The sequence below is a fragment of the Halorubrum wangae genome, assembly GCF_051194135.1.
In the GTDB taxonomy this organism is placed as follows: Archaea; Halobacteriota; Halobacteria; order Halobacteriales; family Haloferacaceae; genus Halorubrum.
The window spans coordinates 945,446-960,904 of the sequence record NZ_JBLZNH010000001.1 but is presented as its reverse complement, the minus strand read 5'-3'; the positions used below and the strand labels follow the sequence as shown (position 1 = coordinate 960,904).

Here is a 15,459-nt window from a genome sequence, read left to right as displayed (position 1 = left end):
CGGTGGACTTTTGCCCGAACCGCCCCTGGGATCGGTATGAGCGTCGAGCGGATCCTGTTGACGAACGACGACGGCATCGACGCCGTCGGCTTCCGGGCGCTGTACGAAGCCCTCGCGGTCGATTACGACGTCGTCGCGGTCGCCCCCACCGGCGACCGGTCGTCGGTCGGTCGCGCTATCTCCGCCGACGTCGCGGTTACCGACCACGAACTGGGGTACGCCGTCGACGGCACCCCCGTCGACTGCGTCGTCGTCGGCCTCGACGAACTCGTCCCCGACGCGGACCTCGTGGTCGCCGGCTGCAACGAGGGCGCGAACCTCGGTGCGTACACGCTCGGGCGGTCCGGGACCGTCTCGGCGGTCGTCGAGGGGGCGTTCTTCGACGTGCCGGGCATCGCGACCTCGATGTACGTCCCCGGCGGCGACGACTGGTGGAAGCGAGACCTCCCCCAGGCGTCGTTCGCGCACGCCGTCCGCGCCACGCGATTCCTCGTCGACGAGGCGGTCCTCGCGGGCGTGTTCGAGGGAGCGGACTACCTCAACGTCAACGCGCCGATGGCGGAGCCCGCCGAGGGTGACGGCGGCTCGGAGGCGGTCGGCGTCGACGGCGTATCGGCGGGCGCCGACTCGGTCGACGTCGGCCCCGCGCCGATGCGCGTCACGACCCCCTCCGAGTGGTACGGGATGGAGGCGACGTCCGACGGCAACGGCGGCGTCACCATCTCCGACCCGATATGGGGGCGGATGACGGCCGCTGACGTGCCGGACTCGGTGGGCACGGACCGGCGCGCGGTCGTCGACGGCGAGGTGTCGGTCTCCCCGCTGTCGGTGCCGCACGCCGCGGCGTCGGACGACGAGCTGGAGGCACTCGTGACCGGGTACGGAACGGACGAAATAGACGGGCGGTGAACCGGCGCGCGATACGGGAACCGCCGACTACGACTCGTCGGCGCTGACGGTGACCTTCGCCTCGCTGACGACGCGGTCCCCCATCTCGTAGCCCGGCTCGTACACTTCGTGGACGGTGCCCTCGGGCTGGTTGCTCTCGACGCGGAGCATCACCTGATGGCGTGACGGGTCGACCGCGTCGCCCGGCTCGGGGGCGATGGGGTCGACGCCCTCCTCGGCGAGCACCTCGTCGAACTTCTCCAGCGTCGACTCGACACCGGGACGGAGGTCGCTTCCTGCCTCTTGGTCGAGCGCGCGCAGGAGGTCGTTTCGAACGGGCGTGATGCGCTCGACGAGCGCCTCCGAGGCGCGCTCGCGGATCTCGTCCTGCTTGCGCTTGGCGCGCTGCTTGTAGTTGCTGAAGTCAGCCTTCACGCGGGCGAGCTTGCTCGTGAGCTCGTCGACCTCTTCCTCGGCCGCCAACAGCTCTTCACGCGTCTCTTCGAGCTCCGCCTCCATCGCGGCGACCTCTCGTGCGAGTGCTTCGTCGTGGTCGGCCACGTCGTCAGCCAGCGCCTCGCGCTTCTGTCCGTTCGCACGGGCCTCGCCGGCCGCGCCGGCCGACCTGCCGCTGGTTCTCTCGGCGGTTGCCTCCGCCGTGCCGTTCGCGCTCGCCGCGTCGGCCGCGGCGTCGTCGGGGGACTCGACCTCGACGTCGACGGCGTCGTCGTCGCTCATACCCGATCGAAGTCGGTCGGCGTGCATAAGCGTTGCAGAACGCGGTCGCGAGCGCCGATCCGACGTGGGACGTTCGCGACGGGGCGTCTGTCGATCCGGCCCGAGTTATGAGACGGCCGTCGTTCCACCGATCGCAAGCCACCTCGTCCCTCAGCGTTCTCGATCGCTGCCCACGATCCGGAGATAGGTGCCGTCGGCGTCGCCGTGCAGTCGAAGTTCGTCAGCACCGACGCTGGCGAGGTCGCCATGCAGACCGCCATGAACGCCGCCTACGAGCCTGACGGCCCCGACCTGCTCCACGAGGGCCGACGTGAGGGCCGGCTCGTCCACGCGGTGTGGCACGGACTCTCGCGACTCGGTCGGGGCTGACGAGGCGCCCGGGCCGACCCGCGGGAGTATTTAAATATCGACCCCCAAGCGATGGCAATGACCGCGCCGAACCGGAACGCGCTGTGGGCGAGGGCCCTCGTCGACGAACTCGTCGCCGCGGGCGTCGACGCCGTCGTCGTCTCGCCGGGCAGCCGTTCGACGCCGTTGACGATGGCCGCCGCGCGCCGCGACGACCTCCGCGTCTTCTCCCAACTCGACGAGCGCTCAGCCGCCTACTTCGCGCTGGGCCGCGCCCGTCGGACGGGAAGCGTCACGCCGCTGATCTGCACCTCGGGCACCGCCGCCGCCAACTACCACCCGGCCGTGATGGAGGCGAGCGAGGCCCGCGTCCCCCTGCTTGCGCTCACGGCCGACCGCCCGCCGGAACTGCGCGACTCGGGCGCCAACCAGACCGCCGATCAGGAGAAGCTGTACGGCGACGCCGTTCGCTTTTATAAGGATCTCCCGGAACCCGCGCCGAACGACCGCGCGCTCCGGTCGGTGCGGACCACCGTCGGCCGAGCCGTCGCGGCCGCCGAGGGGGCCGACCCCGGACCGGTGCATCTCAACGTTCCATTTAAAAAGCCGCTCGAACCGACGCGGGTGGCGGGCGACGTGCCCGCCGACCTCGACCCGGTCGCGTCGGCCGGCCGCGACGGCCCGTACGTCGACGTGACGCCGGGATCGCCCGAACCGGGCGACGACGAACTGCGCGCCCTCGCGAACGAACTGACGACGGTCGACCGCGGGCTGATCGTCGCCGGGCCGGCGGATCCACCGGGACTCGACGCCGAGGCGGTCACGGCGCTGTCGCACGCGACGGGGTTCCCGGTGGTCGCCGACCCGCTCTCGGGCGTCCGATACGGCGGTCACACTCGCGTCGCACCCGTGATCGGCGCGTACGACGCCTACCTCTCCGCCGAGGTCGCCGGAGGCGAGGACGGCGACGCGGCCGACGTCGCCGGCTGGACCGACCCTGAACTCGTCCTCCGCCTTGGCGCGTCGCCCACCTCGAAGAACCTCCGCAAGTACCTCGCCGGCACCGGCGCCGACCAGTATCTGGTTGACCCAGCGGGTCGCTGGCGCGAGGCGGAGTTCGCCGCGACCGACCTCGTCGTCGCCGAACCGAGCCGCCTCTGTGCTCGCCTCTCGCGGGCGGTGGGCGCCGGAAGCGACCCCGACTGGCGTGCGCAGTGGGAGGAGGCCGACCGCACCGCCCGAGCGATTCACGGTCGCGAGGGTGGCGAAGACGGTGGTGAGAACGACTCGGCCGCCGACGACACGGTTGGCTTCCACGAGGGCGACGCGCTCCGGGTCGTGGCCGACGCGCTCCCGGACCCGGCGACGCTGTTCGTCTCCAACTCGATGCCGGTCCGCGACCTCGACCGGTTCGTCGGCCCGACGACGACGAGCCTCACGGCCCTCGGGAACCGCGGTGTCTCCGGCATCGACGGCATCGTCTCCAGCGCGCTCGGGGCGGGCTCGGCGACGACAGACGACCTCACCCTCGTGGTCGGCGACCTGGCGCTGTACCACGACACCAACGGCCTGCTTGCGATCGACCGCTGTGACGTCGACGCGACGGTCGTGCTGATCAACAACGACGGCGGCGGAATCTTCCACGCACTGCCCATCGAATCCTTCGAGCCCGAGTTCACGGAGTCGTTCAAGACGCCGCACGGCATCGCGTTCGAACCGATGGCCGACCTCCACGGATTGGAGTACGCGCGAGTCGACGCGCGGCCCGAGGCGGTCGACGACCCCGATGACGTCGGCGAGCAAATCGGAACGGCGGTCGCGAGCGCCCGTGACGCTGAAGGCTCGCACCTGATCGAGGTCCGGACCGATGCCGAGTCGAGTCACCGGACGCGCGAGCGACTCGCGGCGGCGGTCGAGGACGCGGTCCACGGCGACTCGGACTGAGACGGCGCGACTCAGTCGACGGTGACCCTCGCCGTCGCGCTCGCGTCGTGCGCCTCGGCGGTCAGTGAGCCGACGATCAGAAACGGCCCTTGCGGCGGCTCCTCCCACGTTCCCTCGACGGTCGTCGACGCGCCGGGTTCGAGCGTCTCGCTACTGAGGGCCTGCGTGAACAGCCGACCGTCGCCGTGACGCCAGACGGGGTCGGCGTCGGCGTCAGGACTCTCGCTGTCGCGCTCAGAGCCGGCGTCTTCCGCCGCGTACGCCACGAAGTCGGCGCGCTGGCCGGTCCGAAAGCGGAGCGTGAGCGGGTCGTCGCCCTCGTTCGTCACGGTGAGCGTCAGGTCAACACCCGCGGCGCCGTCGACCGCGGTCAGCGTGGCGTCGAGCATGCGTTCGGCTCACACGGACGTCGACTTATAAATCGGGGAACAGGGATCGACGACGCGCCTAAGTCGTACCTCCCCCTACGACCGACCGTGCAGGTCGTGGGCTACGAGTCGGGCGAGGGGTTCTACGTCGCCAGCGGCGGCGCAGTCGAGTTCCTCGAGGCGGGCGCCGGGACGGAGCTCGCCTACGGGCTTGGCGAACGCCGCTGCGCGGGAACCGTCCACGACGGTGAGCACGTCGCCTGCGACGCGCCTGACGCACCCTACTGCGACGCTCACAGCAGCGTCTGGGTGTGCGCGCGGTGTACGGGAGATTGTTTAAAAGACGAGATGGACTGCCACGAGGAGCACGCGCTGTACCTCGCCGCGTTCGCCCCCGACGTGCTGAAGGTCGGCGTGACGCGGCTGTGGCGACTGGAGACTCGACTCCGCGAGCAGGGCGCGGACCGCGCAGCCCACGTTCGGACCTTCCCAGACGGCCGAGTCGCCCGACAGGTGGAGTCCGAACTGGCCGACGGCGACGACCTCGTCGATCGGGTCCGGGTACCGACGAAGCTTGCCGGGTTCGGACGCGAGGTCGACGAGTCGGCGTGGGAGACGCTTCTGAGTCGGTTCGACCCCGTCGAGCAGTTCGCGTTCGACGACGGGCTCGACCTCGCGGAGCGCCCCGTCGCGGAGACGATGGCGGCCGGAACGGTGCGGGGCTGGAAGGGGCGGGTGCTGGTGCTCGACCGCGGCGGGTCCACCTACGCGGTCGACGCCCGCGAACTGGTCGGTTACGACCTCACCGACGAGGTGCCGGACCGCGAACTGCAGTCGAGCCTGGGGGCGTTCGGGGAGTGACGGGCGGTCTCGGGGCGACCCTGTTCGGCGACCCGTTCGCCGTCATGAACACCGTCGGACTGGTCGCGTTCGCGCTGGTCGGCTCGACGAAGGCGGTCCGGGAGGAGTTCGACCTGTTCGGCGTCGCGGTCGTCGGGCTGGCGATGGCGTTCGCCGGCGGGGTGACCCGCGACCTCCTCGTGAATCGCGTCCCGCTCGCCCTCCAGTCGCCGGTCGAGATCGCGCTCGGACTGGTCGGCGTCGGGCTAGCCGTCGCCCTCGGCGTCGTGCTCGCCGATCTCGACACGCACCCGATCACGCTCGCCGCCGATGCGATCGGACTCGCCGCCTTCGCGACGACCGGTGCGATCGTCGCGACCGAGGCGGGCGTCTCCGCGTTCGGCGTCGTCGCCATCGCGACGATCAACGCGGTCGGCGGCGGGGCGTTCGCGGACATCCTACTCGACCGCGCCCCGTTCATCCTCTTCGACGACTTCTACGCGAGTTGCGCGGTGTTGGGCGGCGTGACGTACTGGGCGCTCGTCTCGCTGGGCGGCCTGGGCGGGGTCGCCGCCGGCGCCTGCGCGGCGGTGACGGCAGTGACCCGACTGATCGCTGTCGCCTACGGCTGGGAGCTTCCGACCGCCCAGTGGGTCGCGCGCCTCGTGGACCGCGTCATCGGAGAGCGCTGACTCGACCCTAGGGTCCGTCAATCACCGAACCCGTTTTCAGCGACGAGCCGCCGCACGCCGACGTACGCGACCGCGGCGATCCCGACGTAAGCGACGACGAGCGCGGTCGTCGTCGCGTCCGCGCTGTCGATAGCGAGGCGCGCGACCGCGTTCGCCGGGCCGCCGGCCATCACCGTGGCGCCGCCGAACAGGACGAGCACGCCGATGGAGTAGAGGAACTGCGCGGCCCGCCGGTCGGGCGCGATCGCCGAGATGGCGACCGCCAGCGCGACGAGGAGCGTCGTCAGCGCGGTCATCAGCGCGAGGATCGAGGGGACGTTGGCGACGGGCGTCCCGTTCGCGCGGAGCAATAAGAGCCACAACAGCGCCTGTCCGGGCGCGATAGCGACCGCCGCCAGCGCTTTGCCGTCGACGATCTCGCCCAGCGTGACGGGGGCCACGCGGAGCAGTTCGAGCGTCCCCTCGTCGATCTCCTCGGTGATGGAGTCGACCACGAGCGACCCCGAGATGAACACGGGGAGGAACACCAACACCGGGATCAGGACGGTGTACGTGAAGGTGAAGTACGGGCTGGAGCCGGTTCGGTCCGGGAGCGGAAGCGGCGACTCGCTGAGGTACGCGACTCGGTCGGCGCGCTCGTTCAGTTCGTACGTCCGGAGCAGCGCTCTGAGTTGGACGACGATGACGGTCGTCTCGATGGTTGCGTCCGGCGCCGTGACGACGGCGGAGATCCGGCCGTCGTCGTTGTGGTTCGCGACCACCACCGCGTCCGCGGCGTTGCGGTCGAAGGCGCGTCGGGCGGCGGCGACATCCTCGTAGCGTGTAACAGAGGCCCCCTCGACCTCGCTCGCGGCGCGTTCGAGGTCGCTCACCGCGTCGCCGGCACCGGCGACCTCGACCTCCGCGCCGCCGAGCGATCCGGGGTCGTACATCGAGACGAGCCCGACGACGAGGAACGACGAGAACGCGGCGATGAACAGTTGGATCGCGATTGCGAGCAGGATCGTCTTCTCGGCGCGGAGGCCCGCTAGCTCCCGGCCAGCGATCGTCAGTCGGCTGTGGAGGTCACCCATGGAGGCTCACCACCCCGAAGTTGTACGCGGCGTGGAGTAGCGTCGCCAGCGCCAGCGTGAGCGCGTACGCCGTCCGATCCCGGCTCGCGCCCACCGCGGCGACTGTCGTGACGAACCCGTGAAGCAGGAGGGGCGCGAACAGCAGGGCCGCGACGGCGAGCGGGGAGAGCCCGCTCACCCCGGCGACGCTCCCGAACGCGGCCCGACCGACGTACAGATCCGTGAGCCCGATCGCCTGCACGACCGCCGTCGCCTTCTCGGCGAGGAAGAAGCCGAGTCCGGAGGCGAGCCCGACCGCGACGGCCACCTGATCGGTTCGGGCGAAGACGCCGCGTTCGAACCCGGCGTAAAGGTGGACGCTCTTGGCGACTTCCTCGATGAAGGCGATAGTCACGAGCAGTACGGGGATAGAGACGGTCACCGGCAACGCGAACAGCGTCGCGACCGCCAACAGCTCCGCCACGAACACGAAGGGAATGGTACAGGCGGTGAGGAACGCAACCGACCCGAGGGCTCGGAGCCGCCGCCGGTCGGCGAGGTCGACGAGCGTGGCTTCCTCGACCGGCGAGAGCCGGACCGCGAGCGCGTCGAGGAACTTTCGGACCACCGGCTTCTGGGTGAACATGTCATCCTCGCGATACACCCCGAGTCCGAGCCCGAACAGCAGCGCGGCGCCGAGCGCCATCGGAACCGTCGAGAAGAGGGCCTCGCCGACGGAGACGGCCTCGCCCTGCAGGTCGAAGACGACGAGCGTCAGCGGCGACACCAGCGCCACGGGCGTGACATTGGTGAAGATGGCGGGGACGAATGCGTACGTCGTGAGGAGCACGCTGACGCCGACCGTGACGAAGGTGAGTTCCTTGAAGGACCGCGCGAACATCGCGCCGACGAACGTCGCCGCGAGGAAGGTCAGCGCGACTGGCAGCACCGCGACCACCGAGAGGGCGCCGCCCCCAACGGCGACCGCGATGACCGTCGTGACGAGAAGCGCGGCCGCAACGTACGGGAGCGTCTTCCCGGCGACGATGTCAACCGGTGAGAGCGGGGTGACGAGCAGCGGCTCCCCCCGTCGATTCGTGCGCTCGTCGAGCACCGAGGAGCCGTACGCCTGAATCAGGAAGTTCATCGGAACGAGGAAGATGAACGCCAGAAGCAGCGAGACGAACGGGAACGGCGGCGAGATGGACCCCGGCGAGCCGACCGTGTCGGCGCCGAACGTCCCGCCGCCGACGGAGGGGACCGCGAAGCCGCCTCCGGGTGCCTCCGCGTCGCGCACGGTGGGGCCGTCGACGGTCGTCTCGTCTCCCGACTCGGACGTGTCGCTCCCCCCGTCGCCGCCGGCACTGCCGTCGCCTCCCCCATCAGCCGAGCCGTCCGGACCTCCGGCGTCGCCCCCGCCGAGCGTCGACCCGTCGTCGAGCCCGCTCGTCCGGCCGACGTACTGGAGGGTGACGACGACCGGGAAGGCGGCGGTCGCGTTCTCCTCGGCGGCCATCAGCCGCTCGTTGTGCGCCTCGACCGCCTCGCGGAACTCGGCGGCCGCGGCCTCGCCCTTGCGGGTGTCGCTGGCGCGGACGGCGACGGTCTCGAGGGCGCCGTTCCGCGCGCCGTCGTACACGACGAGGTCGGCCGTCTCGCCGAGCACGGCGCTATTGATCGAGACAGGCGTCAGCGACGGCGCCTCCTCGACCGCGTCAGCGTACGGGGAGTCGCCGTCGACGGCGACGCGGTACACGTCGCGGTCGACGTCAAGCCCGACCGCGTCGACGGCGAGCCCCCCGCCGAGGACGCCGCCGGCAACGACGAGGAGTGCGAGCGCCGCGAGCATCGTCCGACGGTCGACGCCGCCTCCGGCGCGGGCGACCTCCCAGCGAGCGACCCGGAGGACCCTCCGGAGACGGTGTATCACTCGGCCCCCTCCGGCGACTCCGTCGGCCCCTCCGCGTCTGTCTCCGCGGCCGTGGCCGCTCGCTCGTCCCTGTCCTCGAGCGTCGCACCGCCGGCGTACCGCCCGGGCATCGGCCGGCCGACGATGTCGAGGAACACGTCCTCGAGGCTCGGCTCACGGGTGCGGATGTCGACGACCTCGCCGCCGGCGTCGGCGGCGGCCGCCCGGACCGCCTCGACCGCGTCCATGTCGGGCACCACCGTCCGAAACCGGTCGCCGACCTCCTCGGTCGCCGCGTCGGGGTCGGAAAGGACCGCCGACAGTTGCGCCGTCGCGGGCGAGACGTCGGTGAACACGTGGTACGTCGTCTCGCCGTGTCGCTCGCGGATCCCGTCGACGCTCCCGCGGGCGACGATACGGCCCTCGTTCATCACCACGACGCGGTCGCAGACCGACTCGACGTGATAGAGGTTGTGCGCGGAGAAGACGACGGTCTTCCCGGCCGCGCGCAGTTCGCGGGTGAACTCCAGCACGGAGTTCGTCGTCACCGGGTCGAGCCCCGACGCGGGTTCGTCGTACACGAGCACGTCCGGGTCGTTGACGAGCGACCGCGCGATGGCGACCTTCCGTTTCATTCCCTTCGACATGTCGCCGAGTCGGCGCTCGCGGTGGTCCAGTTCGAGTCGGTCGAGCGCAGTCTCGATGCGCTCGTCGGCGACATCGCTCGGCACGTCGTACAGATCGGCGAAGAAGCGCAGATACGACATCGGCGTCATCTCCTCGTACAGCGGCGACTCCTCGGGAAGGAAGCCGAGTCGCCGCCGCATCTCCGGGTCGTCAGACGGGAACCCGGCGACCTCGACGTCGCCCGCGGTCGGGTCGACGAGCCCGGCGAGTACCTTCAGCGTCGTCGTCTTGCCCGCGCCGTTCGGTCCGACGATGCCGAACACCTCACCGTCTTCGACGGAGAAGTCGCTGTCGACGACGGCCGCGAAGTCGCCGTACGTCTTCCGCAACCCCTCCACTTCGATCATGAAGGCCGATCGACTGTCCGGCGGGTTAAACCCACCTCCGCGGCTATCAGGTACGAGAACGCAGGGGGCGACGAGGCCGGCGTCGATGCGGACCGCGACATATGCCGCGCCGCGAGCGACGGCGGCGACTCAGTCGTCCGCCCAAGCGTCGCCGTGGGCGCGGTAGCCGTCGAAGTCGCCGGACCGGATCTCGCGTTCGATCTCCGCGCGGGTCTCCGTGCCGAGTTGCACGATGTGGCAAAGGGGGTGGCCAGGCGCCGCGACCGGATTCTCCAGCGAGCCGAGGATCAGCCCGTCGAAGGGGGCTTCGACCGCGTGCTCCTCCGTTTTGAAGTGGTTCGTGATAGTGCAGATCGTCTCGCCCTCGTAGACGAGCGGGTACGGTCCCCACTCCATCTCCACGAGACCGCCGGTGTCGGCGCGGAGCCAGCGCTTCGTGCTGTCCGCGGAGGTCGTCTGGTACCAGCCGGGCCAGTGGACCGGCTCGTGCGGGAGGATCCCGTATTCGGCCATGACGCTCTCGACGCCCTCCAGCGCCTTCTCTACAAGAACGGGCTGGAACCGGTGAGCGCGCCCCATCTCGACGGTCACCGTCGGGATGCCGTCGGCGGTCGCCGTCGAACGGAGCGACCCCGCGTCGCCACTCCCGTACAGCACCACGTTCGTCGCGAAGGCCCGCGCGAGCCGCCGCACGTCGGGGTTATCGAGGTCGGCGCGGGCGTGGTAGATGGTCGTCCGATTGCGCGTCGACGTGTGAAAGTCGAGCCCGATGTCGCACTGTGAGACGAACCGCCGATAGATCCGGTTCGCCATTCGTTCGGTGGTGTTCGAGCGTTCCTTCCCCGGGAACGACCGGTTCATGTCCTGGTCGTAGATGGGCGTGTCGCGCCGCTGCGCCTCGTACGCGGGTACGTTGCACACATGGAGACAGACGAGCGTCCCGTGGAGGTCGCCGGGCGTGTAGCGGTCGGCGACCTCCTGGACCACTTTGACCCCGTTGAGTTCGTCCCCGTGAATGCCCGCGGTCAGAAAGAGGTTCGGCCCGGCGCCCTCGCCGTTGACGATCGTCACCGGCATCTCTATCGGGTCGCCGAGGTACGTCTCGCCGACCTCGTACCGGATGTGTCGCTTCTCGCCCGGGTCGACAACGGCGTCGTACCGGAACGGCTCGGGCGCAGACTCCGCGTCTGGCTGCGGTTCGCTCATGGGTCGGCGTCACGGCACGGGGGGAAAAGCGCTCGGAAGAGGGCGCGGCGTGTCGACCGTCGCCCTTCTGGGAGACGACGGTCCGGGCGGGGCCTCGTCGTTAGTCCGTGTACGACTTCTCGATGTTCGAGTCGCCGCTGATGTACGCGTTCATCCGACGGGTGATCCCGTCGAACAGCGTGATGAGCGGCGAGAGGATGCGTTCGACCAGTCGTACCGGCGACGCGACACGCAACGACCACGTCTCGGCGTTTCCGAGCCCGAACGCCTTCGGAACGATTTCGCCGAACACGAGCACGAGGAAGCTCGTACACACTGTCGTCACCACGACCGCGGCGCCCGAGGGGAGGTAGCTGGCGACCAGCACGGTCACGATGCTCGAGATGGCGATGTTGACGACGTTGTTTCCGACGAGCAGGGTCACGAGCAGCCGGTGCGGGTCGTCGTGAAGCTCCTTCAAGACGCCCGCTCGCGGGTCGTTCGAGGCGGCCAACTGTTCGAACCACTCCTTTGACAGCGAGAAGATCGCCGTTTCAGAGCTCGAAAAGAACGCACTGAGCGCCAGTAGAAGCGTCACCGTCGCGATCCCGACCAACCCGAGTGTGACTTCGTCCATGCTGACTCATTTATAAACGAGGTCTAAGAGCGTGTCGGCCGGCCGACGAGAGAACCGATCGGCGTTCGCTCCGGGCGCTCTCGCTGGGCGGACCGTGCGTGTCGATGTGCGTCGTCGAGAGAAAACGGGGTCGTCCGCGGGTCGTTACTCTTCTTCCTCTTCCTCGACGGGTCGTCGGCCTCGCTTCCAGACCCCTTTCGCGGAGGTGTCGTGCGGTGCCGTGTGAGAGACGTCTTTCATTGTGTCGCGGTCGTCAGCCATCTTGAACCAGCCTTTCGCGGATCCCCGTATTAACCCTTCGTGGAATGAGATAATGATACCTCATACCATATAAGGAATTAATACGCTTCGGCTTAACTGCGACGAGAACGTTAGACGGATCGTGAATTGTTCCGGTCGAGACGGCAGCGAATCGAACGCACGTTTCGATTTCGACGGCTGCTGCGGCGGTGAGTCGTCGTCGACGGTCGTCCGCGAGGGGACCACGCTCGCCGTGGGTCGTGACGTCGCCGTCGCGCCGGCGGTCGCCGCCCGCGCCCTCCGCGACACCGCCGCGTGGCCCGACTGGGGACCGGCAATCGACGCCGTCGAGAGCGACAACCGGTACGTCACCCGCGGGACGAGGGGACGAGTCAGCGTCGGCGGCGCCTGGGTCCCCTTTCGGGTGACCGCGTGCAACGGGCGCCGCTGGGACTGGCGGGTGGCCGGACTTCCGGCGACAGGCCACCGCGTCGACAGCTACGTCGGCGAGACCGATCGCAGTCGCGTCGTCGTCGAGGTGCCCCTCGTCGCCGCCTGGTACGTTCCGGTCTGTCGCCGGGCGCTCGACCGGTTCGCGAAACTGGTCGAGTCTCGGTCGAGCGACGGTGCAACCGACGCCTGACACTTGACAACTCGGACCGCGTACCGGCGTCTCTCAGTTCTCGTACCCCTCCGCGAATGGGTCTATCTCCTCGCTGCCGGGTTCGTCCTCGTCCCTGGTGAATCCCGGCCCGTTCGTCGCCAGTTCGAAGACGAGGCCGTCGGGGTCGCTGAAGTAGATGCTCTTGAAGTAGGTCCGGTCTTTCACCTCGGAGACCCGAACTCCCCGCTCGCGGAGGTGCGCCTGCCACTCGCGGAGCGTCTCCTCGTCGGCGACGCCGAACGCGAAGTGATGGCTCGCGCCCGGTCCGGGCGCGCCCTGCGAGTTCGGGTACTCGAAATAGGTGACGTTGGTCCCCGGCTCCCCCTCCGGCGTGGACGAGAAGTAGTAGTGCGGCGTTCCCGGGTCGTCGTAGTTCTGCGTCCGCTTGACGGTGTACCAGCCGAGCGCGTCCTCGTAGAAGGCGACCGTCTCGTCCATGTCGGTGCAGATGTTCGTCACGTGGTGCAGTCCGGTGGTGGGCGGGGCGTCGGTCATGCTCGTCTGTCCGGTAGTCCCGAAGTCAGTTAGTGATACTGGCGGGTGGGAGAAAATGGTCAAAACGGGTGCGGTCGCGTTCGGTTCGGGAGCGTCGCGGCCGACTCAGAACAGACTCAGGCCCAGCGCGTAGGGCCACGCGGTGCCGCCGACGGCCAGCAGCACGACCGCGGCGCCGGCGCCGTACACGTTCTTGAGGAAACTCGTCATCTCGTTTTGCCTCTCCTCGGGGTCGTCGACCGACCAGAAGTCGTGCATCGTCACGGCGGAGACGAGCAGGAAGACCGCGAGCGCACCGGCCGCGAGGACGGGGAACGCACCGACGATGATCCCGAGGCCGCCCAGTACGAGGACGAGGCCGGACGCAATCACCGAGAAGCGCGGCGCCGGGAGACCCTTGAACTCGGCGTAGCCGGCCATCGTGTCGACCTCCATGAAGTGGTTCAGTCCCATGAACGCCAGCGTGGCGCCGAAGAGGATGCGGCCGAGCAGGAACAGTTCGCCCCCGAGGGGCGAGTCGATCTGGAGCGGTAGCGTCGTGAATTCAGCTAACATCGTGTAACCACGTGTACGGACGTAACCTATATATCGCTTCCCGGACAAGTGGGTAAGCAGGTAACACCGATGTCATCGCAGGACTTCGCCGGGTCTGATCCGGCGGAAACGACCGATGCGGAGCCCGAAGCGGAGACCTCCTCGGCCCCGGAGACGCCCTGTCCCGTCGTCGACTCGCTCGAACAGATCGGGTCGCGCTGGCGGCTCGTCGTCCTCCACGAGCTGTTGAACGGCGAGTCGCGCTTCAACGAACTGAAGCGCGAGACGGACGCGAACGCCCGAACCCTCTCGCGCGTGCTCGACGACCTCCAGGAGACCGGGTTCGTCCACCGCCGGTTGGAGGAGGAGTCGCCGGTGGCGACGTACTACAGCCTCACCGATAAGGGCGAGTCGCTCGCCCCCGTCTTCGAGGAGATAGACGACTGGGCCCACGAGTGGCTCGCCGAGTGCAGCGAGTAGGAACTCGGTCGAAACTGAACCGGGGAGCCGCGGCCGTCCGGTTATAAGTCGTTGACGGGGCGAACACCTCCAAAGCCCCAGCCGCGAGGGCGGCACCCATCTCCGGTGAGACTGTCCGTCGGAGTGTCCGACCGGAACCGGTCAGCGGGGTTCGTTAGTCGGCTACCCCAACCGATATTGCACGAGCCTCAGTTCGGATATACAATGAGTCGATTCGAGGAGATGGCAGTCATCGACACGAAGTTTCGGATCGTTCTCGCCGCTACCGGTTTGGCATTCTTCGGAGTCGGGTACCCGCTCTACGTCGTTTTCGAATCCGGGGTCGGGTTCCTCGTCGGCGGAGTCGTGGCGGTCGGGGTGGCGTACCTCACCGCTCGACGGCTCTCGTAAACGCGTCGGTCCGCGCGAATCCGGCCTCCACGCTCAGCACGTCGTCCGCGACGTATCGGCGTCGAGGCATCGCGGCGGAGCCGCCCGTGCGGACACCGGGGTGGATCGGCGAGTCCAGGTCGCGGGGCCCGGCGACGAAACGCACACCATCCTGCGACCCGTACGAGCGAACGTGTACGCCGGACTGAAAGACACCCCCTGCTGCCTGTGCGGTCGCGGCGAGACCCACACCCGAATCGCGGTGCCTCCGCGGGCTATCGGGTTGATGAAGAACGGCGACCCCATCTCGTGGCGCGACGTCGTCGGGACGGTGACGCTTCGCTTTTGCGCCGACGACTGGGACCTCGTGAGCGACCTCGCCATCGAGACGGACACCCACCCGCTCTCGCGGTGTAACGCGGCGCACGTTTCGCTCGACCTCCGCGAAGACCACGAGGCGCTGCTGTCGGCGGTGAAAGGCGAGACCGATCAGACGGAGTTGGAGTCCCGGCTCGTCGGTGAGGCCGAGGCGACGCTCGACGCTGTCGGCGACCCCTACACCGAGGAACGGGACGTAGTCGAAGCAATCGTCGTGCTGCGCGCGCTGGAGGAACTCGACGTCCGCGATCCGCCGGGAGACCCGGTGACGCCGTAGCGAGCGCGGTCCCTTATAAACCGGCGCCTACCACCGCACCTCGAACCCGTCCAGCCCCTCCGGCTCCTGGTACGTCGCGTCGACCCCGTCGACGTCGGCGGCGCGGCTCCCCGTCTCACACCACGCGACCATCTCTCGAACCACCGCTTCCGGCCCCTCGAAGACGGCTTCGACGCGGCCGTCGTCCAGGTTGCGCACCCAGCCGTCGACCCCCTTCTCCCTGGCGGTGTCACGGGTCGTCGCGCGGTAGTAGACGCCCTGAACGCGACCCGAGACATACACGTGCGCTCGCGTGCGGTCAGTCATGACCGGAGGGTGCGAGCGCCGCAGAGTTAAACGCGACGCCCGGCAACCGACGGCTTCTAACGACCGGCCGCCGACCCCGCA

The 15,459-nt window shown here is 69.2% G+C and carries 19 protein-coding genes and 1 pseudogene; 9 read left to right on the top strand and 11 right to left on the bottom strand.

The annotated features are described in order from the left end of the window. Positions 1-36: 36 nt before the first annotated feature. Positions 37-909: a 5'/3'-nucleotidase SurE gene (gene surE, locus ACNS84_RS04855; RefSeq protein ID WP_435073708.1), complete on the top strand. Its 873-nt coding sequence runs from the start codon at positions 37-39 to the stop codon at positions 907-909. 27 nt (positions 910-936) lie between these two features. Here the strand turns inward: surE and ACNS84_RS04850 are convergent, their stop codons facing one another. Continuing rightward, positions 937-1,626 (bottom strand): nucleotide exchange factor GrpE, encoded by a 690-nt coding sequence (locus ACNS84_RS04850; protein WP_435073707.1) that lies wholly within the window; start codon positions 1,624-1,626, stop codon positions 937-939. A gap of 162 nt (positions 1,627-1,788) precedes the next feature. On the opposite strand from ACNS84_RS04850, the pseudogene ACNS84_RS04845 reads away from it, so the two are divergent. Both ACNS84_RS04845 and menD read left to right on the top strand, forming a co-directional pair. Beyond that, positions 1,789-1,953, top strand: a pseudogene (locus ACNS84_RS04845) (DUF1028 domain-containing protein); the annotation flags it as partial. Positions 1,954-2,052: 99 nt separating this feature from the next. Continuing rightward, complete coding sequence (gene menD, locus ACNS84_RS04840) at positions 2,053-3,918, top strand: 2-succinyl-5-enolpyruvyl-6-hydroxy-3-cyclohexene-1-carboxylic-acid synthase (RefSeq protein WP_435073706.1); 1,866 nt, start codon at positions 2,053-2,055, stop codon at positions 3,916-3,918. Positions 3,919-3,929: 11 nt separating this feature from the next. Here the strand turns inward: menD and ACNS84_RS04835 are convergent, their stop codons facing one another. Continuing rightward, positions 3,930-4,307, bottom strand: a complete 378-nt coding sequence (locus ACNS84_RS04835; RefSeq protein ID WP_435073705.1) for a BsuPI-related putative proteinase inhibitor — start codon at positions 4,305-4,307, stop codon at positions 3,930-3,932. Positions 4,308-4,394: 87 nt separating this feature from the next. Between ACNS84_RS04835 and ACNS84_RS04830 the strand changes: the two genes are divergently transcribed. Together ACNS84_RS04830 and ACNS84_RS04825 are read left to right on the top strand one after the other, a co-directional pair. Then, positions 4,395-5,147, top strand: a complete 753-nt coding sequence (locus ACNS84_RS04830; protein ID WP_435073704.1) for a DUF2797 domain-containing protein — start codon at positions 4,395-4,397, stop codon at positions 5,145-5,147. Then, complete coding sequence (locus ACNS84_RS04825; RefSeq protein ID WP_435073703.1) at positions 5,144-5,818, top strand: trimeric intracellular cation channel family protein; 675 nt, start codon at positions 5,144-5,146, stop codon at positions 5,816-5,818. Before ACNS84_RS04830 ends, ACNS84_RS04825 begins: the two co-directional genes overlap by 4 nt. A gap of 17 nt (positions 5,819-5,835) precedes the next feature. Here ACNS84_RS04825 and ACNS84_RS04820 read toward each other — a convergent pair whose 3' ends face one another. From ACNS84_RS04820 to ACNS84_RS16090, 6 genes are all read right to left on the bottom strand, one after another. Further along, positions 5,836-6,891, bottom strand: coding sequence for an ABC transporter permease (locus ACNS84_RS04820; protein WP_435073702.1), 1,056 nt, complete (start codon positions 6,889-6,891; stop codon positions 5,836-5,838). Then, a complete protein-coding gene (locus ACNS84_RS04815) occupies positions 6,884-8,800 on the bottom strand; it encodes an ABC transporter permease family protein (protein ID WP_435073701.1) in 1,917 nt (638 codons plus the stop codon). Before ACNS84_RS04815 ends, ACNS84_RS04820 begins: the two co-directional genes overlap by 8 nt. Continuing rightward, entirely contained in the window at positions 8,797-9,813 is a 1,017-nt protein-coding gene (locus ACNS84_RS04810; RefSeq protein WP_435073700.1) for an ABC transporter ATP-binding protein, read from the bottom strand. The genes ACNS84_RS04815 and ACNS84_RS04810 overlap by 4 nt, the downstream gene beginning before the upstream one ends. Before the next feature lie 129 nt (positions 9,814-9,942). After that, positions 9,943-11,019: a succinylglutamate desuccinylase/aspartoacylase family protein gene (locus tag ACNS84_RS04805; RefSeq protein WP_435073699.1), complete on the bottom strand. Its 1,077-nt coding sequence runs from the start codon at positions 11,017-11,019 to the stop codon at positions 9,943-9,945. A gap of 100 nt (positions 11,020-11,119) precedes the next feature. Next, positions 11,120-11,635: a CNNM domain-containing protein gene (locus tag ACNS84_RS04800; protein WP_435073698.1), complete on the bottom strand. Its 516-nt coding sequence runs from the start codon at positions 11,633-11,635 to the stop codon at positions 11,120-11,122. A gap of 144 nt (positions 11,636-11,779) precedes the next feature. Next, positions 11,780-11,896, bottom strand: a complete 117-nt coding sequence (locus tag ACNS84_RS16090) for a DUF7989 family protein (protein WP_496923246.1) — start codon at positions 11,894-11,896, stop codon at positions 11,780-11,782. Between the two features lie 121 nt (positions 11,897-12,017). Here ACNS84_RS16090 and ACNS84_RS04795 point away from each other — a divergent pair, with 121 nt between their 5' ends. Next, positions 12,018-12,518, top strand: coding sequence for an SRPBCC family protein (locus tag ACNS84_RS04795; protein ID WP_435073697.1), 501 nt, complete (start codon positions 12,018-12,020; stop codon positions 12,516-12,518). Positions 12,519-12,551: 33 nt separating this feature from the next. Here ACNS84_RS04795 and ACNS84_RS04790 read toward each other — a convergent pair whose 3' ends face one another. Continuing rightward, positions 12,552-13,034, bottom strand: a complete 483-nt coding sequence (locus ACNS84_RS04790) for a VOC family protein (RefSeq protein ID WP_435073696.1) — start codon at positions 13,032-13,034, stop codon at positions 12,552-12,554. Positions 13,035-13,139: 105 nt separating this feature from the next. Then, entirely contained in the window at positions 13,140-13,589 is a 450-nt protein-coding gene (locus ACNS84_RS04785) for a DoxX family protein (protein ID WP_435073695.1), read from the bottom strand. Positions 13,590-13,658: 69 nt separating this feature from the next. Here ACNS84_RS04785 and ACNS84_RS04780 point away from each other — a divergent pair, with 69 nt between their 5' ends. From ACNS84_RS04780 to ACNS84_RS04770, 3 genes are all read left to right on the top strand, one after another. Then, positions 13,659-14,048, top strand: a complete 390-nt coding sequence (locus ACNS84_RS04780; protein ID WP_435073694.1) for a winged helix-turn-helix transcriptional regulator — start codon at positions 13,659-13,661, stop codon at positions 14,046-14,048. Between the two features lie 204 nt (positions 14,049-14,252). Then, on the top strand, positions 14,253-14,438 hold the full coding sequence (locus ACNS84_RS04775; protein WP_435073693.1) for a hypothetical protein: 186 nt from the start codon (positions 14,253-14,255) through the stop codon (positions 14,436-14,438). Positions 14,439-14,610: 172 nt separating this feature from the next. Then, positions 14,611-15,072, top strand: coding sequence for a DUF7960 family protein (locus ACNS84_RS04770; RefSeq protein WP_435073692.1), 462 nt, complete (start codon positions 14,611-14,613; stop codon positions 15,070-15,072). 27 nt (positions 15,073-15,099) lie between these two features. On the opposite strand, the gene ACNS84_RS04765 is transcribed toward ACNS84_RS04770, so the two are convergent. Next, positions 15,100-15,378 carry an acylphosphatase gene (locus tag ACNS84_RS04765; protein WP_435073691.1) on the bottom strand — a complete coding sequence of 93 codons (279 nt, stop codon included), beginning with the start codon at positions 15,376-15,378 and terminating at the stop codon, positions 15,100-15,102. Positions 15,379-15,459: the final 81 nt, after the last annotated feature.

Bases quoted from the DNA above. Each gene is read 5' to 3' on its own strand.
- surE (WP_435073708.1), top strand. From the start codon at position 37: ATGAGCGTCGAGCGGATCCTGTTGACGAACGACGACGGCATCGACGCC.
- ACNS84_RS04850 (WP_435073707.1), bottom strand. From the start codon at position 1,626: ATGAGCGACGACGACGCCGTCGACGTCGAGGTCGAGTCCCCCGACGAC.
- menD (WP_435073706.1), top strand. From the start codon at position 2,053: ATGACCGCGCCGAACCGGAACGCGCTGTGGGCGAGGGCCCTCGTCGAC.
- ACNS84_RS04835 (WP_435073705.1), bottom strand. From the start codon at position 4,307: ATGCTCGACGCCACGCTGACCGCGGTCGACGGCGCCGCGGGTGTTGAC.
- ACNS84_RS04820 (WP_435073702.1), bottom strand. From the start codon at position 6,891: ATGGGTGACCTCCACAGCCGACTGACGATCGCTGGCCGGGAGCTAGCG.
- ACNS84_RS04810 (WP_435073700.1), bottom strand. From the start codon at position 9,813: ATGATCGAAGTGGAGGGGTTGCGGAAGACGTACGGCGACTTCGCGGCC.
- ACNS84_RS04805 (WP_435073699.1), bottom strand. From the start codon at position 11,019: ATGAGCGAACCGCAGCCAGACGCGGAGTCTGCGCCCGAGCCGTTCCGG.
- ACNS84_RS04800 (WP_435073698.1), bottom strand. From the start codon at position 11,635: ATGGACGAAGTCACACTCGGGTTGGTCGGGATCGCGACGGTGACGCTT.
- ACNS84_RS16090 (WP_496923246.1), bottom strand. From the start codon at position 11,896: ATGGCTGACGACCGCGACACAATGAAAGACGTCTCTCACACGGCACCG.
- ACNS84_RS04790 (WP_435073696.1), bottom strand. From the start codon at position 13,034: ATGACCGACGCCCCGCCCACCACCGGACTGCACCACGTGACGAACATC.
- ACNS84_RS04785 (WP_435073695.1), bottom strand. From the start codon at position 13,589: ATGTTAGCTGAATTCACGACGCTACCGCTCCAGATCGACTCGCCCCTC.
- ACNS84_RS04780 (WP_435073694.1), top strand. From the start codon at position 13,659: ATGTCATCGCAGGACTTCGCCGGGTCTGATCCGGCGGAAACGACCGAT.
- ACNS84_RS04775 (WP_435073693.1), top strand. From the start codon at position 14,253: ATGAGTCGATTCGAGGAGATGGCAGTCATCGACACGAAGTTTCGGATC.
- ACNS84_RS04765 (WP_435073691.1), bottom strand. From the start codon at position 15,378: ATGACTGACCGCACGCGAGCGCACGTGTATGTCTCGGGTCGCGTTCAG.